The sequence below is a fragment of the Streptococcus oralis subsp. dentisani genome (assembly GCF_007475365.1).
GTDB classification, from domain to species: domain Bacteria; phylum Bacillota; class Bacilli; order Lactobacillales; family Streptococcaceae; genus Streptococcus; species Streptococcus mitis_AX.
This window is the reverse complement of the sequence record NZ_CP034442.1, coordinates 1,215,290-1,241,669: the sequence shown is the minus strand read 5'-3', so window position 1 is coordinate 1,241,669 and position 26,380 is coordinate 1,215,290. Positions and strand designations below refer to the sequence as shown.

The following is a 26,380-nucleotide window of genomic DNA, read 5'->3' as shown; positions in this document are numbered from 1 at the left end:
ATCCATGAAATTAGTAGCTATTGTTGGGACTAATGCAAAAAAATCCTATAATCGCAACCTCTTGCAATTTATGAAAAGACATTTTGCTTCAAAAGCGGATATTGAGATTTTAGAAATAACAGATGTACCAATGTTCAATGAAACAGATGATCAAACAGATACACCTATTATTCAGAAGTTTAATCAAGCTATTTCAGAAGCTGATGGTGTCATTATCTCGACACCCGAGCACAATCATACGATTCCATCAAGTTTGAATAGCTTGCTCGAGTGGTTGTCTTTTAACATTCATCCACTAGACGGAAAGCCGACAATGATTGTCGGAGCTTCCTACGATATTCAAGGTTCTTCACGTGCCCAACTTCATCTTCGTCAGATTCTGGATGCTCCTGGGGTAAATGCAACAGTTATGCCAGGTAGTGAGTTTTTACTTGGTCGAGCGCATCGAGCGTTTGATGACAATGGAGATTTGATTGATGAGCGAACCGTTGATTTCCTAGATAGTTGTTTTTATCGCTTCCTTCGCTTTGTATCTATTGCAAACCAACTAAACCTTCCTGAAGAAGTTCGCTTTGAACCAGGGACTTACCATGTTACAACTGAAGGCCATAATGGTAAATTACCGATGGATGTAACGGTTTCTGAGGACCGTATTGAAAAAATTGAAATCGATTCTTCTGGAGAATCTTCAGGAATCGCAGATGTCGTCTTTACCCGTATTCCAGCAGAAATCATTGAGGGGCAAACATTAAATGTTGATGCGGTGTCAGGAGCTTCTGTGACTTCAAATGGTGTCTTGGACGGAGTTGCTCGCGCAGTCAAACAAGCTGGTGCAAATCCAGATGTTTTACGCAAGCGTTCAAAAGCGCCATCTGCCTTAGATAAAGAAGATAAGACCTATCAGGCAGACGTTGTCATCGTCGGAGGTGGAGGAGCTGGTTTAGCTGCGGCTGCTGCAGTCTTACAAGCGGGTAAGAAGCCGATTATTGTTGAGAAATTCCCAGCAATTGGAGGAAATACTGTTCGTGCAGGTGGTCCAATGAATGCACCAGATCCAGCATGGCAAGGAACTTTCGCAGCTCATCCAGGTGAGGCACATACGCTTCAAGAATTGATTGCGACAGATGAATCAACGATTGACCCAGAATATCTAGAGGACTTTAGATCCTTGAAAGTTGAGGTTGAGCAGTATTTGCAGGACCCGAGCTATTTGTTTGACTCTACCCTACTTTACCGTATCCAAACCTATATCGGTGGGAAACGAAAAGATTTACAAGGAAATGAAATTCATGGCCAGTATGATTTAGTATCTGTTTTAACCGAACGAGCCCTAGAGTCTGTTCGCTGGTTGGAAGACATCGGCGTTGAATTTGTTCGTAGCGAAGTGACAATGCCAGTTGGAGCCCTTTGGCGTCGTGGCCATAAGCCGGTTCAACCAATGGGGTATGCCTTTATATCCGTCCTACAAAAATATGTTCTAGAAAATGGGGGCACGATTTTGACAGATTCTCCAGTTAAAGAATTGCTTGTAAAAGACGGGGCTGTCAAGGGTGTCAGAGCAGAAGGTCGAAACGGTCAAACTATCATTGTCAATGCAGATGCTGTTGTTCTAGCTTCTGGAGGATTTGGTGCCAATACAAAGATGCTACAAAAATACAATACCTACTGGACTGAAATTGCAGATGATATTGCTACATCTAATACACCAGCTGTAACAGGAGATGGTATTCTTTTAGGGCAAAGTGTAGGTGCAGATTTGGTGGGTATGGGCTTTAGTCAAATGATGCCAGTATCCGATCCAGTAACAGGTGCCCTCTTCTCAGGACTTCAAGTTCCTCCAGCAAACTTCATCATGGTAAATACTCAAGGGAAGCGCTTTGTAGATGAGTACGGTAGCCGAGACAAGCTATCTCAAGCGGCGATTGATAATGGAGGCTTGTTCTATCTAATCGCAGATGAACGTATCAAGGAAACTGCCTACAACACTAGCCAAGAAAAAATCGATGCCCAAGTCAAAGCAGGCACTCTCTACCGTGCAGATACGATAGAAGAGTTGGCTGTTCAGATTGGTATGGATCCACAGGTGTTAGCAGATACAATCAAGAAGTACAATTCTTATGTTGATGCAGGATTTGACCCTGAATTTAATAAAGGTAGTTTTGATCTCAAGTGTGAGGTTGCGCCATTTTACGCAACACCGAGAAAACCAGCCGTTCACCATACAATGGGTGGACTCAAGATTGATACTTCAACACACGTTTTGAATGAAAACGGTCAGATTATCCCTGGTTTGTATGCTGCCGGAGAAGTCGCAGGTGGACTCCATGCAGGTAACCGTCTAGGAGGAAATTCGCTTACGGATATCTTTACTTTTGGACGTATTGCAGGTCAAACAGCTGTTAAAGAAAATTGTTAATGATCGATTTGAAAATTAAGGGAATTTTAAGTCTCCTTGTGTATTATATAGTTATTAAATAAGGACCTCCTAACTTTATTTAATGAAATCCTAATCCTTTCTTTTTCATAATAATCTCCCTAAAGAGGCCACCCAATCAGGTGGCTTTTTTGTTTGTAGCTTGGATTTTTGATATAATGGAAACATGAATAGAATTTTAGATAATGAGATAATGGGGGATGAGGAGTTAGTAGAACGTACCCTCCGTCCTCAGTATTTACGTGAATATATCGGTCAGGATAAGGTCAAGGATCAGCTGCAAATCTTTATCGAAGCTGCTAAAATGCGGGATGAAGCGCTGGACCATGTGCTCTTATTTGGGCCTCCAGGTTTGGGGAAAACGACCATGGCCTTTGTCATTGCTAATGAACTAGGAGTCAATCTCAAGCAAACGTCTGGCCCTGTCATTGAAAAAGCGGGTGATCTGGTAGCGATTTTGAATGATTTGGAACCTGGAGACGTCCTTTTTATTGACGAGATTCATCGCCTGCCTATGTCGGTGGAAGAGGTGCTTTATAGTGCTATGGAGGATTTTTACATTGACATCATGATTGGGGCTGGTGAGGGCAGTCGCAGTGTCCATTTGGACTTGCCACCTTTTACCTTGATTGGTGCAACGACAAGGGCGGGGATGCTTTCAAATCCTCTACGGGCACGTTTTGGGATTACAGGTCATATGGAATACTATGCCCATGCTGACTTGACAGAAATTGTCGAGCGAACGGCAGATATTTTTGAGATGGAAATCACCCATGAGGCAGCCGCTGAGCTGGCCTTACGCAGTCGAGGAACTCCTCGTATCGCCAATCGTCTCCTTAAGCGCGTGCGCGACTTTGCACAGATTATGGGTGATGGCTTGATTGATGATGTGATTACGGATAAGGCCTTGACCATGCTAGATGTTGACCATGAAGGTTTGGACTATGTGGACCAAAAAATCCTTCGTACCATGATTGAGATGTACGGTGGTGGTCCTGTCGGTCTAGGAACCCTCTCTGTTAATATTGCCGAGGAGCGTGAGACGGTCGAAGACATGTACGAACCCTACCTGATCCAAAAAGGATTTATCATGCGGACACGGTCTGGACGGGTTGCAACAGCTAAAGCATATGAGCATTTAGGTTATGAATACAGTGAAAAATGAGCACGAAATTCTAGAGGCTTTCAGAGAAAATCCAGATTTGATGAAAATCTTAACCATCATCCGTAACCTTGGCTTGAAAGACTCGTGGTTAGCAGCAGGTTCTGTCAGGAATTTTATTTGGAATCTCTTGTCAGACAAATCCCCTTTTGACCGTGAAACGGATGTGGATGTGATTTTCTTTGATCCAGATGTTTCTTATGAGGAAACAGTATCCCTAGAGAACAAGCTGAGAGAAGATTTCCCCCAGTATCAGTGGGAGTTGAAAAATCAGGTCTATATGCATCTGCACAGTCCCCACACGGCGCCCTATATCAGCTCCTGTGATGCGATGGTTAAGTATCCCGAGCGCTGTACGGCGGTAGGACTTCGCTTGCATGCTGATGCAACTTTAGAGCTCTTCGTGCCCTATGGACTCGAGGATATTTTAAAGTTTCAAGTTCACCCGACTCCTCACTTCTTAGATAATGAAGACCGAATGAAGCTCTATCAAGAACGCTTATCCAAGAAAAATTGGCAAGAAAAATGGAAAAATCTCACTTTCTCGAATCTCTGAAAAGAAGTTGGTGACTTGATCGCATAAGAATTCTATATGTGAGTTTGTAATCATCACAAGATGAGCAGAGAAATCTAAAGATGCAAAAAATTATATACTCAACAGGAACAACTCATTCAATCTATCATAGCTAACAAAGATACCGAATTTGTGAGATTGAGTGAGAAAAACGTCTATTAAGGCTATCCTTATTGTTCTTGGAAGATAAGACTCCTGGAAAATTATCCCAAGTAACTAACTTGAGCTTGAAAATTGGCATGTAAACGCTTTTGAAAAGTCGTAAATTATGATACAATGTTTAGAGAAATTACTGAGACGAGGATTTAGAAAACAATGAAAGTACATTTCACAAATTTATTTGGGCAAGCATCAACGAGTGTTGCCTTGATGGCGCAGAACAATGTCATGAAAATTGTTCGAGACTTTGGAGTTAACGAACTGGGGATATATTTTTATGATGCAAGCCATGAACCGTGGGAAGAACTGAACTCGCGGATGGATGGAATTGTCGCGGGGGTATCTTATGGAGATGTCGTTTTTTTCCAATCTCCTTCATGGAATAGTGTTGAATGGGACAATCACTTGGTAGAAAAGTTAAAGCTTTCTCATGTAAAAATGGTGATGTTTATCCATGATGTTCAGCCACTAATGTTTGAGAGCAATTATTATCTTATGAAGGCCCACATTGACATGTACAACAAGTGTGATGTGGTGGTAGTACCATCCGAACAAATGTACCAGAAACTCGTTTCAGAAGGATTAACCGTCAAGAACTACGTTGTTCAAACACTCTGGGATCTTCCCCATGGTTTGGAACTCTATACTCCAAAATTTGAGAAAAAATTAATCTTCTCAGGAGACCCATCTCGTTTTCCACATATTGTTGACTGGAAACACAGTACCCCTCTTCATGTTTATGCTACGAGAGCAGAGGGAGTAGATTATTCCAAAGTCCATCTTGAGGGGTGGCGAACTCAGCAGGAATTATTGTTGGAGTTGTCTAAAGGAGGAGGCTTTGGCCTAGTATGGGGAAATTCTGAAAATCCTGCGGAAGAGCGTGACTACTACAAAGAAAATGTTTCTTATAAGTTGACAACTTATCTGGCCGCAGGTATTCCTGTGGTTGTGCCAGACTATCTTTCTAATGTGGACTATATCCGTGAGAAAGGTTTGGGCTTTGTCGTATCTAGTTTGGAAGAAGCTAGCCGCGTGGTTCAGGAATGTACGGAAGAAGAGTATGATCAAATGGTCACAAGAGCAAAATATACAGCTTACTTAATTAAAAATGGTTATTTCACAAAGAAATTGTTTATTGATTCCATGATGCTCTTAGATTAGTCAAAAGTCGGTCATCAGTTTACCACATTCAGATTTGGAAAGGCAAAATTTCAAGTCGAAGTTAGCTGCCTGAGATAATTAGTTTTTTGTCAACTGTGTAGTGAGGTGATGAAAAACCACATCTTGGAGGGAACCAATTTGGTTCTCTCCTTTTTGCTAGACGCTTGAAGCTGATTCCCTCTACCTATAAATTTAGACGTAAGAAAATACCCCCAAAACTATCTAGCTTTTTTGGGGAGGTCATATATGGAGGGGGAGATGATTACAAAATCATCACCAGGGTCCCAATCGTAATCAGTATACAACCAATGATTGTTTTAAACGTCAGGACATCTTGTAGAAAGAAAAAGGCTAAAACGAGTGTAATGACGAGACTAAACTTATCGACAGCAGATACCTCAGTCGCATTGCCCATCTGCAAGGCCTTGTAGTAGCAGAGCCAGGAGGCGCCTGTTGCCAAACCAGACAGGATGAGAAAGAGCCAACTTTTTCTACTGATGTTGACAAGCTCAGTCTGACTATTGGTCAAGAAAACCATAGCCCAAGCCATAAGGATGACGACGACCGTACGAATGGCTGTTGCTAGATTGGACGGAACTCCCTCAATCCCAATCTTGGCTAAAATAGAAGTTAAGGCTGCAAAAACAGCAGATAAAAGTGCGAAGAAAAACCACATGGTAACTACCTCCTCTCTCTATTATAAGTAATCGAATCCTACTTGTCAGTTCTCAAGTGAGATCTTGCTCTGATGGCATTTTAAAAAACTATACCAATTTTTATACTTGACAAGCGAGAAAAACAAGTATATACTGTCTTTGCTGGTTCTGTAAAAGGAAAATCAGACTATACCAATTTAAGGGGAAAGCACAGCTGGTCTGTGTCGTATATACTATGTGTGGAATTGTCGGTGTTGTTGGAAACACAAATGCAACTGATATTTTGATTCAAGGACTTGAAAAGCTTGAATACCGTGGCTATGATTCTGCGGGGATTTTTGTTCTAGGTGGTGCTGAAAATCATCTAGTCAAAGCTGTCGGTCGTATCGCTGAATTGTCTGCTAAGACAGCTGGTGTTGAGGGAACGACTGGTATCGGACATACGCGTTGGGCGACTCACGGGAAACCAACTGAGGACAATGCTCACCCACATCGCTCTGAGACAGGACGTTTTGTCTTGGTACACAATGGGGTGATTGAAAACTACCTTGAGATCAAGGAAGAATACCTTGCAGGTCACCACTTCAAGGGGCAAACAGATACGGAAATCGCCGTTCACTTGATTGGTAAATTTGTTGAAGAAGATGGTTTCTCAGTTCTTGAAGCCTTCAAAAAAGCCCTTCACATCATTCGTGGTTCTTATGCCTTTGCCTTGATTGACTCTGAAAATCCAGATGTTATCTATGTGGCGAAAAATAAATCACCACTTTTGATTGGTCTTGGGGAAGGCTATAACATGGTCTGCTCAGATGCTATGGCTATGATTCGTGAAACCAACCAATACATGGAAATCCATGACCAAGAGTTGGTAATCGTCAAGGCTGATAGCGTCGAAGTTCAAGACTATGATGGCAATCGCCGTGAGCGTGCTAGCTATACTGCCGAGCTAGACTTGTCAGATATCGGTAAGGGAACTTATCCTTACTACATGCTCAAGGAAATTGACGAGCAACCAACAGTTATGCGTAAACTCATCCAAGCCTACACAGATGAGGCGGGTCAAGTAGTGGTTGATCCAGCTATCATCAAGGCTGTTCAAGACGCTGACCGCATCTACATCCTTGCGGCTGGAACTTCTTACCATGCAGGATTTGCTTCTAAGAAGATGTTGGAAGAATTGACGGATACGCCAGTGGAACTTGGAATCTCATCTGAGTGGGGCTATGGTATGCCACTTCTCAGCCAAAAACCACTCTTTATCTTTATCAGCCAGTCTGGTGAAACAGCTGACAGCCGTCAAGTTTTGGTCAAGGCCAATGAGTTAGGCATCCCAAGCTTGACAGTGACAAACGTGCCAGGTTCAACCCTTTCACGCGAAGCCAACCATACCATGCTCCTTCACGCGGGTCCTGAAATTGCTGTGGCATCAACCAAGGCTTATACAGCGCAAATTGCAGCTCTTGCCTTCCTTGCAAAAGCAGTCGGTGAAGCAAATGGCAATGCTAAAGCACAAGCCTTTGATCTGATTCGTGAGTTGTCTATCGTGGCTCAGTCTATCGAATCAACTCTTTCTGAGAAAGAAACCATTGATGCCAAGGTTCGTGAGCTTCTTGAAACAACTCGCAACGCCTTTTATATCGGACGTGGTCAAGACTACTACGTAGCTATGGAAGCGAGTCTTAAGCTTAAAGAGATTTCTTACATCCAGTGTGAAGGCTTTGCGGCAGGAGAACTCAAGCATGGAACGATTGCCTTGATTGAAGAAGGAACGCCTGTCTTGGCCCTCTTGTCAGATCCAGTCCTTGCTAACCACACTCGTGGAAATATCCAAGAGGTCGCAGCCCGTGGTGCCAAGGTTCTTACTATCGCAGAAGAAAATGTTGCTAAAGAGACAGACGATATCGTTCTGACGACCGTCCATCCTTACCTTTCACCAATCTCAATGGTCGTGCCAACGCAATTAGTCGCTTACTTTGCAACACTCCACCGTGGCCTTGATGTGGACAAACCACGTAACCTTGCCAAGTCAGTAACTGTGGAATAAGACTGAGTATAAATAATTCTTATCAAGCTTATAAAAATTTCATATCGTAGAGAACATCATTTGAAAACAATGAGTATAAACACCTTAGAAAACCTGATTTAAAGGGATTTCTAAGGTGTTTTTCTTTATAGATATAAAAATTCCCAATCAAGTCAATAGTCAATATATATTGGGAAAAGGGGAAAAGGAGTGGTAAGATGGTTTCAATCCAAATGGAAGGAGAAAGGTATGGCAAGCAAAAGAGATTTAGTCTTTAGAGCGATTCGAGGCGATGAAGTGGAAAGAGTTCCTGTGGGATTTTGGTTTCATTTTGTAACACTCGAAGAAAAGGGGCAGGGATTAAATAATCCACGTATCTTTCAAAAAAGTGTTGATGGGCATCGCAACTATGTGGAAAGGATTCGTCCTGATTTTGTCAAAATTATGAGCGACGGTTTTTTCCTTTATCCAAGTAATGTCTATAGTCCTAAGATTGCAAGCATTCAGGAGTTGACTTCTATTGAGTCGATTGGTGAGGAACACCCATGGATTCAGCAACAGGTGGAAGTGGTACAAGCGATTCGAGAGACCTTTACCGAAGAGATTGCTTCTTTCTACAATATCTTTTCACCGATCTCCTACCTCAAGCGCTGGTTCCGTACAGAAACTTCACGGGGAGATAAGGAAGTAGCCGACCTATTGCTTGAAAATCCTGAGCAATTCAGAGCGATTCTAGATGTTATTGCAAGAGATATTGCTATCCTAACTCAGAAAATCATCCAGCAAGGCGGTGTCGATGGGATTTACCTCAGCACCCAGGAAATTCAAGATGAGCGCATCACACCAGCACTCTACCAAACCTATATCGAACCGAGCAATATAGCAGTTTTAAAGGCGGCTAATCAGGTTGGTGGGACCAATATCCTCCATATCTGTGGTTTTGAAGGTGCGAGTAATGATGTGACGATATTTAAGGATTATCCAGCTCAAGTGGTCAACTGGGCGACCCACCATGAGTATGTTAGTTTGACACAGGGTCAGGAGTTGTTCCCAGGCAAGGCCGTTTTAGGTGGATTTGAAAATGGCAAGAAAAGCTTGCTTTATCAAGGTTCCAAGGCGGAATTGCAAAATGAAACAAGGCGGTTGCTGGCTGAAGCTGGTAGTAAAGGCGTTCTTCTGGGAGCTGACTGTACTGTTCCAGATGACTTTGACTTAGAGAGGTTGGACTGGATTCGGCAGGCAGCTGTTCTCTAAAAGGAGGAGCTATGAAAAGTAAAAGATGGGGCATCTTCATTGCAGTTGTCGGTTTGCTGGCCTTGGTTGCCATAAGCGTCGTAAAAAATGGGTACTGCAAAAATGGAGAGAGATGTCGTGGAGTTCAGGATTTTTCCAAGTCCAGTCTCCCCTTTCTACGCTCGAATGATATCGCAAGCAGTTTATTAGTTGAAAAAGTAAGAAATGGAGAATAAGAATGTCAGAAAAAAAAGAATGGGTTTTAAAAGCATTTAGAGGTGAAAAGGTTGAACGTGTGCCAGTTGGCTTTTGGCACCATTTCACATCCGAAGACGAATGGCTACACGGTTTCTCAAATCCAGTCATTATCGAGAAGAATATCGAGGGCCATAAGCGCTTTATCCGAGAAGTTCAGCCGGACTTTATCAAACTCATGAGCGATGGCTACTTTGCTTATCCAAATCCAGCGATTGCCAAAGGAAAATCACTTCAAGAATTGGCGACCATTCAACCACTCGGACCAGAGCACGCTTGGATAAAAGAGCAGGTGGACTTGGTTAAGAAAATTAAGCAAGAGTTTACAGAAGATATCGTTGCGATTTACAATATTTTTGCTCCTGTGACCTATCTCAAGTGGCTGCTTGGGGAAGTGTCTGGCGGGGATGACCTTATTGCAGACTTTCTGGTGGAAGATCCTGAAGCCCTTAAAAAGGTGTTGGATGTGATTGCAGAGGATATTGCGAGTCTCAGTCGATCTGTCATCGAAGAGGCTGGTGCTGATGGAATCTACCTCAGCGTGCAGAGTATCCAAGATCAACGAGTGTCGGCAACAGATTATCAAGCCGTCATTGCACCTAGCGAGATAACTATTCTAGAAGCGGCTAGTGCTGTTGGTGGTGTCACAGTTCTTCATATCTGTGGCTACGAGGGAGCGCGAAATGATATTCACCTTTTTGCAGACTATCCTGCCCAAGTCTTTAATTGGGCTGTAGGACCAGAGGGAATCGCTCTCAAGGAAGGTCGTGAGATTTTCAAGGGACGTACGGTTCTTGGAGGATTCGAAAATGGCAAGACGGGCTTACTGTATACTGGCAGCAAGGATGCCGTTCAGGCTGAGGCAAAGAAACTAGTTGCAGAAACTGGGAAACAGTGCTTGGTACTTGGGGCAGATTGTACCATTCCAAGTGATATCGCAGTTGAACGTATCCAGTGGGTCAGAGAAGCGCTTGAAAACTGAAGGAGAAAAAGATGAGTAAAAAAGCATGGATTATCGGTGGTGTAGCAGTTGTTGCAGTAATTGGGGCAACGATTATCGGGAGAAGTTTAGCTGGCGCTCCAGCCAAGGAGGGGGAAACAGCCTCATCTGGTGAGGTCATAACCTTGAAGGTTGCCCATACACAAAACTACGTACCTTATGACTTTGTCAATGAAAAAGGGGAGTCAGATGGTTATGAAGTAGCTGTTTTGAAGGCTGTTGATGAGAAGTTGGCAAACTATCAATTTGAATATACGGGTACCAGTGATGATGACCTCTTGATCGGTCTGGAATCAGGCAAGTATGACATCGGAACCAAGGGAGCTTGGTACACAGATGAACGAGCTAAAAAGTTTGTCATTCCATCTGAACCAGTCGGAGCAAGTATTATCGGATTTACTGTCAGAAAAGAAGACGAACAGAAATACAAAACCATTGATGACTTTGCCAAGAATAAAGGGAAATTGGTTCCTATCTCTCCACAGAATGCTCAATGGAATGTTATCACCAGCTACAATGAAAAACATCAGGACGCACCGATTGAGCTAACAGCAGCGGAATCTTTTAAGGTGGCAGATGCCTATGCCTGGGTCTTAGAAGGACGTTATGATGCCTTCTTTGATATCAAACTGTCCTTTGAAAAAGCAGTTACCGCAGAAGATGGCCCTTACCACCAATATGCGGACAAACTCAGCTGGTTCCCATACAAGGGCATTCCAACTTATCCCTTGATTCACCGTGATGAAAAGGGTGAGAAATTTGCTAAAGAATATGAAAAAGCAATCAAAGAGTTGAAAGAAGATGGCACGCTTGCTAAGCTATCTCAGCAATATTTCAAAGAAGATGTCTTTAGTTACGTAGACAAAGACTAGACCAGAAATTCCAAGACTAGAAAGGGTTTTGCATGGTTTCTTATGATTTTTCCAAGGTCTTTCAGTTTTTGCCGACCTTATTGCAGGCACTTCCTATGACCTTGTCCATTCTCTTTTTTACCACTCTTCTTGGTTCCCTTTTTGGAGGACTCTTGGCCTGGGCGCAAGTAGGAGAAGACAAGAGTTTTGCAGCAATTTCCAAAGGTTATATCTTTACCCTTCGTTGTACACCGCCGATTGTCTTGCTTTTTCTAGTCTTTTATGGCTTGCCAGAATTTCTGAAATGGTGGCTGGGTTTGGATATCAACAACTGGTCTAAAACTATTTTTGTTCTCTTGACGATGATTCTCTTGTTTGCGGCTATCGTTGCTGAGGTTTTCAAGGCGGCCTATCAAGCTATTCCAAAGGGGCAGACAGAGGCCGGGCTTAGTATTGGTTTGACTCCAAGTCAGACCTTTTGGAGAATCATTTTTCCCCAAGCTTTTCAAGTTGCTCTTCCCAATATAACAACCGCTATTCTCAATCTGATGCGGGATGCTGCCTTGGCTTATACGATTGGTTTCGTTGATGTTATGGGGGCAGGCAATCTCTTGATTAGTCGCAATTTAGGGAACTACTCTCTGGAAACCTATACGGCAGTTGCGCTTCTTTATTGGGGGATTGCCTTAGTTATTTCTAGCTTGAGTCGTTTGCTTGAGAAGTCTTTGGAAACAAAAGGGAGGTAAGAAATGGACATAGACTATATTGTAAAGACCTTTCTGGAGACCTTAAAAGGTGTGCCAATCACCTTGGCCATTATGATTGTGGCTATGGTCTTAAGCTTTTTACCTGCTCTATTTTTAGCCTTGGGGCAGATTTACAAGGTTCGAGGGGTTAGAAGTTTTTCTCTAGTCTATCTGGCTTTTATCCGAGCGACTCCTCCGATTTTATTGATTCTCTTCTTTTATAGTTTGTTTCCAAGTCTGCTGAATCAATTTTTCAAAAGTATAGGAAGTGACTTTGATATTTTCAAGCTTGATCCTCTCTACTATGCCTTTATCATTTATAGTCTGATGACGGTTGGGAGTTTGTCGGAGATTTTGCGTTCAGCTATCTTGACGGTGGACAAGGGACAATTAGAGGCGGCGCATGCGATTGGGCTGACTACGACCCAGGCCTATCTAAGGATCGTTTTTCCTCAAGCCCTGCGCTCAGCCTTGCCTAACTTGGCCAATCTGGTAATCAATATCGTCAAAGGGACTTCCCTAGTCTTTGTTATGACTATCAAGGATATCACCGCTATTGCCCGTGTGGAAGCGTCCTACGGTTACCAGTATTTTGAGTCTTATTTTGTGATCTTTTTGCAGTATATTTTGATCTGTGGTTTGATTCAGTGGGGCTTCTCCCTACTGGAGAAAGGCTATGTGAAAAAAGAAAAGAGAGCAAAAGCATCTAGCGCGCGTTTTGTATAGGAGGACAGGATGTTACAAGTAGAACATATCGCAAAAACATTTGGTGAGAGGCAGGTACTAGAGGATGTCAATCTCCAGGTCAACCAAGGGGATGTCGTCGTTATTTTAGGACCATCAGGTTCAGGGAAAACGACCTTTCTCCGTTGTCTCAACCACTTAGAAAAAGCGGACAGTGGCCGTTTGACCTTGGCAGGAAAGACCTATGACTTAGCCAAATTAAGCAAGAAAGATATTCTAGAAATTCGCCAAAAAACAGCCTTTGTTTTCCAACACTACAATCTCTTTGCAAATAAAACTGCTCTGGAAAATATTCTAGAAGGTCTAGTCGTCGCTCGTAAAGTTCCCAAGGAAGAAGCGCTCAAACGTGCAGAATCTGCCTTGGAAAAAGTTGGTTTACTGGCCTACAAAGACTACTACCCTTCACAACTATCTGGAGGACAACAACAACGAATAGGAATTGCGCGTGCTATTGCTGTCAAGCCCGAGGTCATTTTGCTAGATGAACCAACATCAGCACTAGACCCTGAGTTGGTTGGAGATGTTTTGGATGTTCTGAAACAGTTGGCGGGAGAAGGTGTGACCATGGTGGTCGTCACACATGAGATGGGATTTGCTAGAGATGTCGCTAACCACGTTATTTTCATGGATGGAGGCCGTATCGTAGAGGAGAATAATCCCCACGATTTCTTTAGTCGTCCTCAGGAAGAACGAACCAAGCAGTTCTTGGCTCGTATCTTATCAGATGCTAGCTATAGTGTAGAATATATGATTTGATAGATGAGTGCATTATGAAAGTAACTTATGAGGCAAAGTTTCAATCTATAAACTATGGAAAAAGGTGTCAGCTTGAAATGACTTTCAGAAAAAGCTAGGTTTTAGACTTAGATTGGCTATTTGAGATGATTTGAGGTACTTTTCGTACACTCAAGTGGGCAATCTTATTTTAGATTCTTCATTTCTCAAAAAACTTAAGAAAAATTTAAGCTAGGAGGTGTATACTAAGTTCATAAGTTAAGAGAAACTTAACTTAAACTCCTAAAACTTTTTCATAATAATCTCCCTATAAAATAAAGTCGCCCAATCAGGCGGCTTATTTTTGTCTATCTGTAAGCAGGGGCAGTAACTTAGCAATAGAAGAATAGAGGGAAATATGGTATAATGAAACGATAGATTTTTGAATAGGAATAAGATCATGTTTGGATTTTTTAAGAAAGATAAAGCTGTAGAAGTTGAGGTTCCAACACAGGTTCCTGCTCACATTGGCATCATCATGGATGGAAATGGTCGCTGGGCTAAAAAACGGATGCAACCACGGGTTTTTGGTCATAAGGCAGGGATGGAAGCCCTCCAAAAGGTGACCAAGGCAGCTAATAAGATGGGAGTTAAGGTCATCACAGTCTATGCCTTTTCAACGGAAAATTGGACACGCCCAGATCAAGAAGTCAAGTTTATCATGAACTTGCCAGTCGAGTTTTATGATAACTACGTCCCTGAATTACATGCAAATAATGTTAAGATTCAGATGATTGGGGAGACAGACCGCCTGCCTAAGCCGACTTTTGAATCTTTGAAAAAAGCAGAGGGATTGACCAAGAACAATACAGGCTTGATTCTCAATTTTGCGCTTAACTATGGTGGTCGTGCTGAAATTACGCAGGCTTTTAAGAGCTTGGCTCAGGAAGTTCTAGATGCCAAAATCAATCCTGGTGATATTACAGAAGATATGATAGGGGATTATCTTTTCACACAACGCCTGCCAAAGGATTTGCGAGATCCTGATTTGATTATCCGTACGAGTGGTGAGTTACGTTTGAGTAATTTCTTGCCATGGCAAGCAGCCTATAGCGAGCTTTACTTTACGGATACCTTGTGGCCCGATTTTGATGAAGCCTCTTTGAAGGAGGCCATTACAGCCTATAATCGTCGGAATCGCCGATTTGGAGGAGTTTAGGAGAAGATATGACCAAGGATTTACAAAAGAGAACATTGTTTGCGGTATTGGCCCTGGCTATTTTCCTTCCAGTCTTATTTGTGGGGGGACTCTTGTTGCAGATAGGGATTGGTTTGTTAGCGATGCTGGCTGTCCATGAACTCTTGCAGATGAAGGGGCTAAAGACCATGACCATCGAGGGCGCCTTGACCCTCTTTGCGACCTTTGCCCTCACAATCCCCTTAGAAAATTATCTAACTTTTTTGCCTGTTGATGGGAATGTGGTTGCCTATAGTGTTCTGATTACAATAATGCTAGGGACGACCGTTTTCAGTAAAAGCTATACGATTGAAGATGCAGTTTTCCCGATTGCGATGAGCTTTTATGTTGGTTTTGGCTTTAACGCCTTACTAGATGCTCGGGTGGCAGGTTTTGACAAGGTACTTCTGGCTCTCTTTATCGTCTGGGCGACTGATAGCGCAGCTTACCTAATAGGGATGAATTTTGGCAAGCATAAGTTAGCGCCAAGAGTTTCTCCCAATAAGAGCATTGAGGGCTTTATCGGCGGTATTCTAGGTGCGGTACTGGTAACAGCAATCTTCATGCTTGTAGACAGCACAGTTGCTCTCCCTTATGGGATTTATAGAATGGGCCTCTTTGCCGTCTTCTTCAGTGTGGCAGGTCAGTTTGGTGACTTGATTGAGAGTGCTATGAAACGCCATTTCGGTGTCAAGGATTCTGGGAAATTTATCCCTGGACATGGCGGTGTGTTGGATCGTTTTGACAGTATGCTAGTTGTCTTTCCTATCATGCACTTGTTTGGCCTCTTCTAAAGAAAGGAATATTGAATGATTGGATTGCTAACCTTTATCCTAGTTTTTGGGATTATCGTGGTGGTGCATGAGTTTGGACATTTTTATTTTGCCAAGAAATCAGGCATTTTAGTTCGTGAATTTGCTATTGGTATGGGCCCCAAGATTTTTGCCCATATCGGTAAGGATGGCACTGCTTATACCATTCGGATCCTTCCTTTAGGAGGGTATGTTCGTATGGCTGGTTGGAGTGATGATGCGACGGAGATCAAGACAGGAACCCCGGTCAGTTTAACACTTGCCGAGGATGGTAAGGTCAAACGGATCAATCTATCTGGGAAGAAACTGGATCAAACAGCTCTCCCTATGCAGGTAACCCAGTTTGACTTTGAAGACAAGCTCTTCATTAAAGGCTTGGTCTTGGAAGAAGAAAAGACCTTTGCAGTGGATCACGATGCAACAGTTGTTGAGGCAGATGGAACCGAAGTACGCATCGCTCCTCTGGATGTACAGTATCAAAATGCTTCTATCTGGGGCAAGCTCATCACCAACTTTGCAGGTCCTATGAATAACTTTATCTTAGGAGTCGTTGTTTTTTGGATCCTGATCTTTTTGCAGGGTGGTGTTAGAGACACTCAGACTAATCTCTTTCATGTCATGCCAGAGGGAGCTTTGGCTAAGGTGGGCATAGCTGAGACAGCTCAAATCACCAAGGTCGGCTCGCATGAAGTTAAGAATTGGCAAGACTTGATTCAGGCTGTGGAAACTGATACCAAGGATAAGACAGCCCCGACCTTGGATGTGACCATTTCTGAAAATGGTAGCGAAAAACAAGTCACGGTGACTCCAGAAGAGAATCAAGGACGTTATATTCTTGGGGTTCAACCGGGAGTCAAGTCAGACTTTCTATCCATGTTTGTTGGTGGATTTACAACTGCTGCTGACTCAGGGCTCCGTATCCTTTCGGCTCTGAAAAACTTGATTTTCCATCCTGACTTGAACAAACTCGGTGGCCCCGTTGCCATCTTTAAGGCAAGTAGCGATGCTGCCAAAAATGGAATTGAGAATGTCCTCTATTTCCTAGCTATGATTTCCATCAATATCGGGATTTTTAACTTGATTCCGATCCCGGCTTTGGATGGTGGAAAGATTGTGCTCAATATCCTAGAGGCTATCCGCCGTAAACCCCTTAAACAAGAAATTGAAACCTATGTCACCATGGCTGGTGTAGTTATCATGGTTGTCTTGATGCTAGCTGTGACCTGGAATGACATTATGCGACTCTTCTTTTAGATAATCGAGGAATATTATGAAACAAAGTAAAATGCTAATCCCTACGCTTCGCGAAATGCCAAGTGATGCTCAAGTTATCAGCCACGCCCTTATGTTGCGTGCTGGTTATGTTCGTCAAGTTTCTGCCGGTGTTTATTCTTACCTGCCACTTGCTAACCGTGTGATTGAAAAGGCTAAGAACATCATGCGCCAAGAATTTGATAAGATTGGTGCGGTGGAAATGCTAGCTCCGGCCCTTCTTAGTGCCGATCTTTGGCGTGAATCAGGTCGTTATGAAACCTATGGTGAAGACCTTTATAAACTGAAAAATCGTGAAAAGTCGGACTTTATCCTAGGTCCGACACACGAAGAAACTTTTACAGCTATTGTTCGTGACTCTGTGAAATCTTACAAGCAGTTGCCACTCAACCTTTACCAAATCCAACCTAAGTACCGTGATGAAAAACGCCCACGTAACGGTCTTCTCCGTACGCGTGAATTCATCATGAAAGACGGATATAGTTTCCATGCTAATTACGATAGTTTGGATGTGACCTATGATGAATACAAGGCAGCCTATGAACGCATCTTCACTCGCAGTGGCTTGGACTTCAAGGCCATCATCGGTGACGGTGGAGCTATGGGTGGTAAGGACAGCCAAGAATTTATGGCCATTACACCAGCCCGTACAGACCTCGACCGCTGGGTTGTTTTGGACAAGTCAGTTGCCTCATTTGATGAAATTCCTGCAGCAGTACAAGAAGAAATCAAGGCAGAATTGCTTAAATGGATGGTTTCTGGTGAAGACACTATTGCCTACTCAAGTGAGTCTAGCTATGCAGCTAACTTAGAAATGGCAACAAACGAGTATAAACTAAGCAACCGTGTCGTTGCGGAAGAAGAAGTGACTCGAGTGGAAACTCCAGGTGTTAAATCCATCGATGAAGTCGCAGCCTTCCTTAACGTGCCAGAAGAACAAACGATCAAAACCCTCTTCTACATGGCAGATGGTGAGCTTGTTGCAGCCCTTCTAGTTGGAAATGACCAACTCAACGAAGTCAAGTTGAAGAACCATTTGGGAGCAGATTTCTTTGATGTGGCTAGCGAGGAAGAAGTCGCAAGTGCCGTCCCAGCAGGCTTTGGTTCGCTTGGTCCAGTTGCTTTGCCAGAAAATGTCAAAATCATTGCAGACCGTAAGGTGCAAGATGTTCGCAATGCTGTTGCTGGTGCCAACCAAGATGGCTACCACTTGACGGGTGTGAACCCAGGGCGCGATTTCACTGCTGAGTATGTGGATATCCGCGAAGTGCGTGAGGGTGAAATCTCTCCAGACGGACAAGGTGTCCTTAACTTTGCCCGTGGTATCGAGATTGGTCACATCTTCAAACTCGGCACTCGCTACTCAGCAAGTATGGGTGCGGATGTCTTGGACGAAAATGGTCGTGCGATCCCAATCATCATGGGTTGCTACGGTATCGGTGTTAGTCGTCTCCTCTCAGCAGTTATGGAGCAACACGCTCGCCTCTTTGTCAATAAAACACCAAAAGGTGAATACCGTTACGCTTGGGGAGTTAACTTCCCTAAAGAATTGGCGCCATTTGATGTGCATTTGATTACTGTCAATGTTAAAGATGAAGAAGCGCAAGCCTTGACAGAAAAATTGGAAGTCAACTTGATGGACGCTGGTTACGAAGTCTTGACAGATGACCGTAACGAACGTGTCGGGGTTAAATTCAGCGATAGCGACTTGATTGGTCTTCCAATCCGTATCACTGTAGGAAAGAAAGCAGCTGATGGTATCGTAGAAGTTAAGATCAAGGCGACTGGTGACACAATCGAAGTTCACGCAGACAACTTGCTTGAAACGCTTGAAATCCTCAGCAAGAAATAAAAACTATAATCAGAAGAAAAACAAGGCAAAAATGTAACTAGTTTTTACCTTGTTTTTTCTATATAATGGGGAAAATGAGTAAACGAAGAGGTATAAGTATGCTAAAATTTCCAAAGGATTTTGTTTGGGGTTCCTCCACTTCTGGACCACAGACAGAAGGACGAGTGCCAGGTGATGGCAAGGGAGATAATCTCTGGGATTATTGGTATCAGGTGGAACCCAATCGCTACTACAATGGGATTGGACCTGATAAAACATCGACCTTCTATGAGAACTGGGAAAAGGATATTGAGCTTTTGGTAGAGACTGGGCATACAGCCTTCCGAACTTCTATCCAGTGGTCTCGTATTTTCCCACAGGGCCGTGGAGAGGTCAATCCGCAAGGGGTGACTTTCTACCGTCAGGTTTTTGAGGCTATTAAGGCCAAGGGTATTCGTCTCTTAGTCAATCTCTATCACTTTGACCTTCCTTTTGCCCTTCAAGAAGCTGGGGATGGTTGGGAAAATAAGGCAACCACCAAGGCTTATGAAGACTATGCTCGTTTTTGTTTTGAGACTTACGGTGATTTGGTAGACCAATGGATTACCTTTAATGAGCCCATCGTTCCTGTAGAGTTTGGCTATTTCTATGATGCCCATTATCCTCATAAGGTAGATGCCAAAGCAGCGGTTCAGGTAGCCTATCATACGCAACTGGCTAGTAGTCTTGCGGTGAAGGCTTGTCACGAGATTTTGCCTGATTCTAAGATTGGGATTGTCCTCAACCTGACGCCAGCTTATCCACGTAGCCAGCATCCAGCGGATGTCAAGGCTGCTCGTATTGCGGATCTCTTTCAAGCGCAGTCTTTCCTAGATCCATCTGTCTTGGGGACTTATCCAGAGGAATTGGTGGAAATTTTGTCTGAGCATGATTTGCTGCCAGAGTATACAGCTGAGGAGTTGGAGCTTATTCGTCAACATACTGTGGACTTTCTTGGAGTCAACTATTACCAGCCTTTGCGTGTCATGGCCCCACGTTTTGCTAAGCATCCTGACAGCCCGCTTCTGCCTGAACATTTCTATGAGCCTTACGTCATGCCAGGTCGTAAGATCAATCCCCACCGTGGTTGGGAAATCTACGAGCAAGGGATTTATGATATTGCCCAAAATATCAAAGAAAATTATGACAATATCGAATGGATGCTGACAGAGAATGGCATGGGTGTTGAAGGTGAAGATAAATTCCGTGAGAATGGCATGATTCAAGACGACTATCGTATTGACTTTGTCAAAGGTCATCTGCGTGAACTCCATCGTGCCATCGAAGATGGTGCTAACTGTAAAGGTTACTTAATCTGGACCTTTATTGACTGCTGGTCATGGCTCAACAGCTATAAAAACCGCTATGGTCTGGTTGAGCTTGACTTGGAAACACAGGAACGCCGCTTGAAAAAATCAGGCCACTGGTTCAAGGAACTCAGCGACCATAATGGATTTTAAGAATAAAAAGAGTGAGATGCCAAGTGAGATGTCATCTCACTTTTTAATATGTGACTACGGATCAGTATAGTTTTATCTACTACAAGTATGATAAAACCTTTCCATCTAAATCGCAAGGAAAATGGTACTGGCTATATATTTTCTTTAATTATGGTAAAATAGTAAGAGAATAATGTGAGGAAAATGAATGTCAAGTAAGTTTGAAATTTTAATGAATCAACTAGGAATCTCTGATCAGCTAAGACAGGATCCTGCTCTCGTTGATGCAAGCATTGAGCGTGTCGTGGTTCATAAAATTAGTAAGGTATGGGAATTTCATTTTGTATTTTCTAAAATTTTACCTATCGAAATTTTTCTAGAGTTAAAGAAGGGGTTGAGTGAGGAATTTTCTAAGACAGGCAATCAAGCTGTTTTTGAAATCAAGGCTCTTTCTCAAGAATTTTCTAATGAACTCTTGCAGGCCTACTATAAGGAGGCTTTTTCTGAAGGTCCGTGTGCTAGCCAAGGGTTCAAATCTCTTTATCAGAATCTGCAAGTTCGTGCGGAGGGTAATCAACTCTTTATTGAAGGTTCAGAGGCGATTGATAAGGAACACTTTAAGAAGAATCATCTTCCTAACTTAGCAAAGCAACTTGAGAAATTTGGTTTCCCTGTTTTTGTTTGCCAGATAGAAAAGAATGATGCCCTTACACAAGAGCAGGAGGAAGCTTTCCATACGGAGAATGAGCAGATCGTTCAAGCTGCCAACGAAGAAGCTTTGCGGGCTATGGAACAACTAGAACAAATGGCCCCTCCTCCAGTAGAAGAGAAAACAGCTTTTGATTTTCAAGCGAAAAAGGCTGCAGCTAAGCCAAAATTAGATAAGGCTGAAGTTACCCAGATGATCGATGTGACAACTGAGGAAAATCGTTTGGTCTTTGAAGGGGTAGTCTTTGATGTCGAGCATAAAGTGACCAGAACAGGTCGTGTCTTGATTAACTTTAAGATGACGGACTATAGTTCAAGTTTCTCTATGCAAAAATGGGTTAAGAATGAAGAAGAAGCTCAGAAGTTTGACATCATTAAGAAAAATTCTTGGCTCCGTGTTCGTGGAAATGTGGAGATGAATAACTTTACACGCGATTTGACCATGAACGTGCAGGATGTGCAGGAAGTTGTTCACTATGAGCGGAAGGATTTAATGCCAGAAGGTGAGCGTCGGGTTGAGTTTCATGCTCATACTAATATGTCGACTATGGATGCTCTGCCAGAGGTAGAGGAGATCGTTGCGACAGCTGCTAAGTGGGGACACAAGGCGGTTGCCATCACCGACCATGGAAATGTCCAGTCCTTCCCACATGGCTATAAGGCAGCCAAGAAAGCGGGAATCCAGCTGATTTATGGAATGGAAGCTAATATTGTTGAAGATCGAGTTCCTATCGTTTACAACGAAGTGGAGATGGACTTGTCAGAAGCGACCTATGTAGTTTTTGACGTGGAAACGACAGGACTTTCAGCTATCTATAATGACCTGATTCAGGTTGCGGCTTCTAAGATGTACAAGGGGAATGTTATTGCCGAATTTGATGAATTTATCAATCCTGGGCATCCCTTGTCAGCTTTTACTACTGAGTTGACTGGAATTACAGATGATCATGTCAAAAATGCTAAACCACTGGAACAAGTTTTGCAAGAATTCCAAGAATTCTGCAAGGATACGGTCCTAGTCGCCCACAATGCGACCTTTGACGTTGGCTTTATGAATGCCAATTATGAGCGTCATGGTTTGCCTAAGATTAGCCAGCCAGTCATTGATACGCTAGAGTTTGCCAGAAACCTCTATCCTGAGTATAAACGTCATGGTTTGGGCCCTTTGACCAAGCGCTTTGGAGTGGCTCTGGAGCACCACCACATGGCCAACTACGATGCGGAAGCTACTGGTCGTTTGCTCTTTATCTTTATCAAGGATGTAGCAGACAAACATGGTGTGAAGGATTTGGCTAGGTTAAATATTGATCTAATCAGTCCAGACTCTTATAAAAAAGCTCGGATCAAGCATGCGACGATTTATGTCAAGAATCAGGTAGGTCTAAAAAATATCTTTAAACTGGTTTCTTTGTCCAATACTAAGTACTTTGAAGGAGTGCCACGGATTCCTAGAACGGTTCTAGATGCCCATCGGGAAGGTTTGATTTTAGGCTCAGCTTGCTCGGAGGGTGAAGTTTTTGACGCGGTTGTTTCCCAAGGTGTGGATGCGGCGATTGAGGTGGCCAAGTATTATGACTTTATCGAGGTCATGCCACCTGCCATCTATGCGCCATTAATTGCTAAGGAGCAGGTCAAGGATATGGAGGAACTCCAGACCATTATCAAGAGTTTGATAGAGGTTGGAGACCGTCTTGGCAAGCCTGTTCTGGCTACGGGAAATGTTCACTATATCGAACCGGAAGAAGAGATTTACCGTGAAATTATCGTCCGTAGTTTGGGCCAGGGGGCTATGATTAACCGAACCATCGGTCATGGTGAACATGCCCAACCAGCTCCTCTTCCGAAAGCTCATTTTCGAACAACCAATGAGATGTTGGATGAATTTGCCTTTTTGGGCGAGGAACTGGCTCGTAAACTGGTTATTGAAAACACCAATGCCTTGGCAGAAATTTTTGAGCCTGTTGAGGTTGTTAAGGGTGACTTGTACACGCCTTTCATCGACAAGGCGGAAGAAACGGTCGCTGAGCTAACCTATAAGAAAGCTTTTGAAATTTATGGAAATCCGCTGCCAGATATTGTTGATTTGCGGATTGAAAAAGAATTGACTTCTATTCTGGGGAATGGATTTGCCGTGATTTATCTGGCATCGCAGATGCTGGTGCAACGTTCCAATGAACGGGGCTACTTGGTTGGTTCTCGTGGGTCTGTTGGGTCCAGTTTTGTTGCGACTATGATCGGAATTACGGAGGTTAATCCTCTCTCTCCTCACTATGTCTGTGGTCAGTGTCAGTACAGTGAGTTTATCACCGATGGTTCTTATGGTTCAGGTTTTGATATGCCCAACAAGGACTGTCCAAAGTGTGGTCATAAACTTAGCAAAAATGGACAGGATATTCCTTTCGAGACCTTCCTTGGTTTTGATGGGGACAAGGTTCCCGATATTGACTTGAACTTCTCGGGAGAAGACCAGCCTAGTGCCCACTTGGATGTACGTGATATCTTTGGTGAGGAATATGCCTTCCGTGCAGGAACGGTTGGTACGGTGGCTGCTAAGACTGCCTATGGATTTGTCAAGGGCTATGAGCGGGACTATGGGAAGTTTTATCGTGATGCAGAGGTGGAACGCCTCGCTCAGGGTGCGGCTGGTGTCAAGCGGACAACAGGACAACACCCGGGAGGAATCGTTGTTATTCCGAACTACATGGATGTCTACGACTTTACGCCTGTCCAGTATCCAGCAGATGACGTGACGGCTGAATGGCAGACGACTCACTTTAACTTCCACGATATCGATGAGAACGTCCTCAAGCTTGATGTGCTGGGGCATGATGATCCGACCATGATTCGGAAACTTCAGGACTTGTCTGGTATTGACCCCAATGAAATTCCTATGGATGACGAAGGTGTGATGGCACTCTTTTCTGGAACGGAAGTTTTAGGTGTGACACCTGAGCAAATCGGTACTCCGACAGGCATGCTGGGAATACCAGAGTTTGGAACCAATTTCGTACGTGGGATGGTCGATGAAACCCATCCGACAACCTTTGCGGAATTGCTTCAGCTATCTGGTCTGTCCCACGGTACCGATGTCTGGTTGGGAAATGCTCAGGATTTGATTAAGCAAGGGATTGCTGACCTATCAACCGTTATCGGTTGTCGGGACGACATCATGGTTTACCTTATGCACGCAGGTCTAGATCCAAAGATGGCCTTTACTATCATGGAACGGGTACGTAAGGGATTGTGGTTGAAGATTTCTGAAGAGGAACGAAATGGCTACATCGAAGCCATGAAGGCCAATAAGGTGCCTGAATGGTATATCGAGTCCTGTGGAAAAATCAAGTACATGTTCCCCAAAGCCCACGCGGCAGCCTACGTTATGATGGCCCTTCGCGTAGCCTACTTCAAGGTTCACCATCCCATTTATTATTACTGCGCTTACTTCTCTATCCGCGCCAAGGCCTTTGATATCAAGACCATGGGTGCGGGCTTGGATGCTATCAAGCGCAGAATGGCAGAAATCGCTGAAAAACGGAAGAACAATGAAGCCTCTAATGTAGAAATTGACCTTTACACAACACTTGAAATCGTCAATGAAATGTGGGAACGTGGTTTCAAATTTGGCAAGCTCGATCTATACCGTAGTGATGCGACCGAATTCCTCATCGATGGCGACACCCTCATTCCGCCATTTGTAGCAATGGATGGTCTTGGAGAGAACGTTGCCAAGCAACTGGTACGTGCGCGCCAAGAGGGCGAATTCCTCTCTAAAACGGAACTCCGCAAACGTGGTGGACTTTCCTCAACCTTGGTTGAAAAGATGGATGAAATGGGTATTCTTGGCAATATGCCAGAGGATAATCAGCTGAGTTTGTTTGATGAGTTGTTTTAAGGACTAGAACGGAGAACATCTTTATGAAACTTAGAATCTTTGCGGAAGATAAACCTGCTGAAAAGGTTTTTGACTATCAGCTAGAGCTTGCAGATGAAACAATTATTCTATCGACAGCACTCTTGTCTGGTGCCATTGCTTTAGCAGGATTGTTTACTGCTTTGAAAGAAGAATAGAAAAGGAAGAATAAAATGGTTTTACCAAATTTTAAAGAAAATCTAGAAAAATATGCGAAATTATTGGTTGCGAATGGAATCAACGTGCAACCTGGTCACACCTTGGCTCTTTCTATCGATGTGGAGCAACGTGAGTTGGCGCATTTGATCGTGAAAGAAGCCTATGCCTTGGGTGCGCATGAGGTCATCGTTCAGTGGACAGATGATGTGATCAACCGTGAGAAATTCCTCCACGCGCCGATGGAGCGTTTGGACAATGTGCCAGAATACAAGATTGCTGAGATGAACTATCTCTTGGAAAACAAGGCTAGCCGTCTCGGTGTCCGTTCATCTGATCCAGGTGCCTTGAACGGAGTGGATGCGGACAAGCTTTCAGCTTCTGCAAAAGCGATGGGACTCGCTATGAAGCCGATGCGCATCGCAACTCAATCCAACAAGGTTAGCTGGACTGTAGCAGCTGCAGCAGGGCTTGAGTGGGCTAAGAAGGTCTTTCCAAATGCTGCGAGCGATGAAGAAGCAGTCGATCTCCTTTGGGACCAAATCTTCAAAACTTGTCGTGTCTATGAAGAAGATCCAGTTAAGGCTTGGGAAGAGCATGCAGCTATCCTTAAGAGCAAGGCAGATATGCTTAATAAGGAGCAATTCTCAGCCCTTCACTACACAGCGCCAGGGACAGATTTGACACTTGGTTTGCCAAAGAACCACGTTTGGGAATCAGCTGGTGCTATCAATGCGCAAGGAGAAGGATTCTTGCCAAATATGCCGACAGAAGAAGTCTTTACGGCCCCTGACTTCCGTCGTGCAGATGGTTATGTAACTTCTACAAAACCACTTAGCTATAACGGCAATATCATCGAAGGGATTAAAGTAACCTTCAAGGATGGTCAAATCGTTGACATTACTGCTAAAAAGGGTGATCAGGTCATGAAAGACCTTGTCTTTGAAAATGTGGGCGCGCGTGCCTTGGGTGAGTGTGCCTTGGTACCAGATCCAAGTCCAATTTCACAGTCAGGCATTACCTTCTTTAACACGCTTTTCGATGAGAATGCTTCAAACCACTTGGCTATAGGTGCAGCCTATGCGACCAGCGTTGTTGGTGGGGCAGAGATGAGCGAAGAAGAGCTTGAAGCTGCAGGACTGAACCGTTCAGATGTTCACGTGGACTTTATGATTGGGTCGAATCAAATGGATATTGATGGTATTCGTGAGGATGGAACACGTGTACCGCTCTTCCGCAATGGAAACTGGGCTGTTTAAGGAGT

General features: G+C 43.6%; 21 protein-coding genes. 20 read left to right on the top strand and 1 reads right to left on the bottom strand.

Going from position 1 to position 26,380, the window contains the following annotated elements; all coding sequences use genetic code 11:
* Positions 1 to 4: 4 nt before the first annotated feature.
* The 4 genes from EJF26_RS06205 to EJF26_RS06190 all read left to right on the top strand — a co-directional run bounded on the left by EJF26_RS06205 (position 5) and on the right by EJF26_RS06190 (position 5,490).
* Positions 5 to 2,416, top strand: a complete 2,412-nt coding sequence (locus EJF26_RS06205; RefSeq protein WP_000779594.1) for a flavocytochrome c — start codon at positions 5 to 7, stop codon at positions 2,414 to 2,416.
* A 184-nt stretch (positions 2,417 to 2,600) separates the two neighbouring features.
* Positions 2,601 to 3,599 carry a Holliday junction branch migration DNA helicase RuvB gene (gene ruvB / locus EJF26_RS06200; RefSeq protein ID WP_004246634.1) on the top strand — a complete coding sequence of 333 codons (999 nt, stop codon included), beginning with the start codon at positions 2,601 to 2,603 and terminating at the stop codon, positions 3,597 to 3,599.
* Positions 3,580 to 4,152 carry a nucleotidyltransferase family protein gene (locus EJF26_RS06195; protein ID WP_001098870.1) on the top strand — a complete coding sequence of 191 codons (573 nt, stop codon included), beginning with the start codon at positions 3,580 to 3,582 and terminating at the stop codon, positions 4,150 to 4,152. Before ruvB ends, EJF26_RS06195 begins: the two co-directional genes overlap by 20 nt.
* Before the next feature lie 333 nt (positions 4,153 to 4,485).
* Positions 4,486 to 5,490 (top strand): sugar transferase, encoded by a 1,005-nt coding sequence (locus EJF26_RS06190; protein ID WP_000862851.1) that lies wholly within the window; start codon positions 4,486 to 4,488, stop codon positions 5,488 to 5,490.
* 262 nt (positions 5,491 to 5,752) lie between these two features.
* Here EJF26_RS06190 and EJF26_RS06185 read toward each other — a convergent pair whose 3' ends face one another.
* Positions 5,753 to 6,166, bottom strand: a complete 414-nt coding sequence (locus EJF26_RS06185; RefSeq protein WP_000264216.1) for an EamA family transporter — start codon at positions 6,164 to 6,166, stop codon at positions 5,753 to 5,755.
* A gap of 215 nt (positions 6,167 to 6,381) precedes the next feature.
* Here EJF26_RS06185 and glmS point away from each other — a divergent pair, with 215 nt between their 5' ends.
* The 16 genes from glmS (at position 6,382) to EJF26_RS06105 (ending at position 26,375) form a co-directional block, all read left to right on the top strand.
* Positions 6,382 to 8,190 carry a glutamine--fructose-6-phosphate transaminase (isomerizing) gene (glmS, locus tag EJF26_RS06180; RefSeq protein WP_000334301.1) on the top strand — a complete coding sequence of 603 codons (1,809 nt, stop codon included), beginning with the start codon at positions 6,382 to 6,384 and terminating at the stop codon, positions 8,188 to 8,190.
* A gap of 228 nt (positions 8,191 to 8,418) precedes the next feature.
* Positions 8,419 to 9,423 (top strand): uroporphyrinogen decarboxylase family protein, encoded by a 1,005-nt coding sequence (locus EJF26_RS06175; RefSeq protein WP_000157306.1) that lies wholly within the window; start codon positions 8,419 to 8,421, stop codon positions 9,421 to 9,423.
* An 11-nt stretch (positions 9,424 to 9,434) separates the two neighbouring features.
* Entirely contained in the window at positions 9,435 to 9,638 is a 204-nt protein-coding gene (locus EJF26_RS06170; protein WP_000837739.1) for a hypothetical protein, read from the top strand.
* A gap of 2 nt (positions 9,639 to 9,640) precedes the next feature.
* Positions 9,641 to 10,639, top strand: a complete 999-nt coding sequence (locus EJF26_RS06165; RefSeq protein ID WP_001290986.1) for a uroporphyrinogen decarboxylase family protein — start codon at positions 9,641 to 9,643, stop codon at positions 10,637 to 10,639.
* 11 nt (positions 10,640 to 10,650) lie between these two features.
* A complete protein-coding gene (locus EJF26_RS06160; protein ID WP_000037007.1) occupies positions 10,651 to 11,529 on the top strand; it encodes a transporter substrate-binding domain-containing protein in 879 nt (292 codons plus the stop codon).
* 32 nt (positions 11,530 to 11,561) lie between these two features.
* The gene (locus EJF26_RS06155; protein ID WP_000255452.1) at positions 11,562 to 12,254 is read left to right on the top strand and encodes an amino acid ABC transporter permease; all 693 of its coding nucleotides are present in this window, start codon (positions 11,562 to 11,564) and stop codon (positions 12,252 to 12,254) included.
* 3 nt (positions 12,255 to 12,257) lie between these two features.
* Entirely contained in the window at positions 12,258 to 12,980 is a 723-nt protein-coding gene (locus EJF26_RS06150) for an amino acid ABC transporter permease (protein ID WP_000350559.1), read from the top strand.
* A 9-nt stretch (positions 12,981 to 12,989) separates the two neighbouring features.
* Positions 12,990 to 13,754, top strand: a complete 765-nt coding sequence (locus tag EJF26_RS06145) for an amino acid ABC transporter ATP-binding protein (protein ID WP_000942254.1) — start codon at positions 12,990 to 12,992, stop codon at positions 13,752 to 13,754.
* 418 nt (positions 13,755 to 14,172) lie between these two features.
* Positions 14,173 to 14,931 carry an undecaprenyl pyrophosphate synthase gene (locus tag EJF26_RS06140; protein ID WP_000466710.1) on the top strand — a complete coding sequence of 253 codons (759 nt, stop codon included), beginning with the start codon at positions 14,173 to 14,175 and terminating at the stop codon, positions 14,929 to 14,931.
* Positions 14,932 to 14,939: 8 nt separating this feature from the next.
* The gene (locus EJF26_RS06135) at positions 14,940 to 15,743 is read left to right on the top strand and encodes a phosphatidate cytidylyltransferase (protein WP_000159124.1); all 804 of its coding nucleotides are present in this window, start codon (positions 14,940 to 14,942) and stop codon (positions 15,741 to 15,743) included.
* 15 nt (positions 15,744 to 15,758) lie between these two features.
* A complete protein-coding gene (gene rseP / locus EJF26_RS06130; protein ID WP_000579735.1) occupies positions 15,759 to 17,015 on the top strand; it encodes an RIP metalloprotease RseP in 1,257 nt (418 codons plus the stop codon).
* A 16-nt stretch (positions 17,016 to 17,031) separates the two neighbouring features.
* Complete coding sequence (locus tag EJF26_RS06125; RefSeq protein ID WP_000814017.1) at positions 17,032 to 18,885, top strand: proline--tRNA ligase; 1,854 nt, start codon at positions 17,032 to 17,034, stop codon at positions 18,883 to 18,885.
* A 98-nt stretch (positions 18,886 to 18,983) separates the two neighbouring features.
* Positions 18,984 to 20,363 (top strand): glycoside hydrolase family 1 protein, encoded by a 1,380-nt coding sequence (locus tag EJF26_RS06120; protein WP_000911356.1) that lies wholly within the window; start codon positions 18,984 to 18,986, stop codon positions 20,361 to 20,363.
* A gap of 187 nt (positions 20,364 to 20,550) precedes the next feature.
* A complete protein-coding gene (locus EJF26_RS06115) occupies positions 20,551 to 24,942 on the top strand; it encodes a PolC-type DNA polymerase III (protein ID WP_000095433.1) in 4,392 nt (1,463 codons plus the stop codon).
* Between the two features lie 23 nt (positions 24,943 to 24,965).
* The gene (locus EJF26_RS06110) at positions 24,966 to 25,118 is read left to right on the top strand and encodes a hypothetical protein (RefSeq protein ID WP_000776618.1); all 153 of its coding nucleotides are present in this window, start codon (positions 24,966 to 24,968) and stop codon (positions 25,116 to 25,118) included.
* 15 nt (positions 25,119 to 25,133) lie between these two features.
* A complete protein-coding gene (locus EJF26_RS06105) occupies positions 25,134 to 26,375 on the top strand; it encodes an aminopeptidase (protein WP_000243935.1) in 1,242 nt (413 codons plus the stop codon).
* The last annotated feature ends 5 nt before the right edge of the window (positions 26,376 to 26,380 follow it).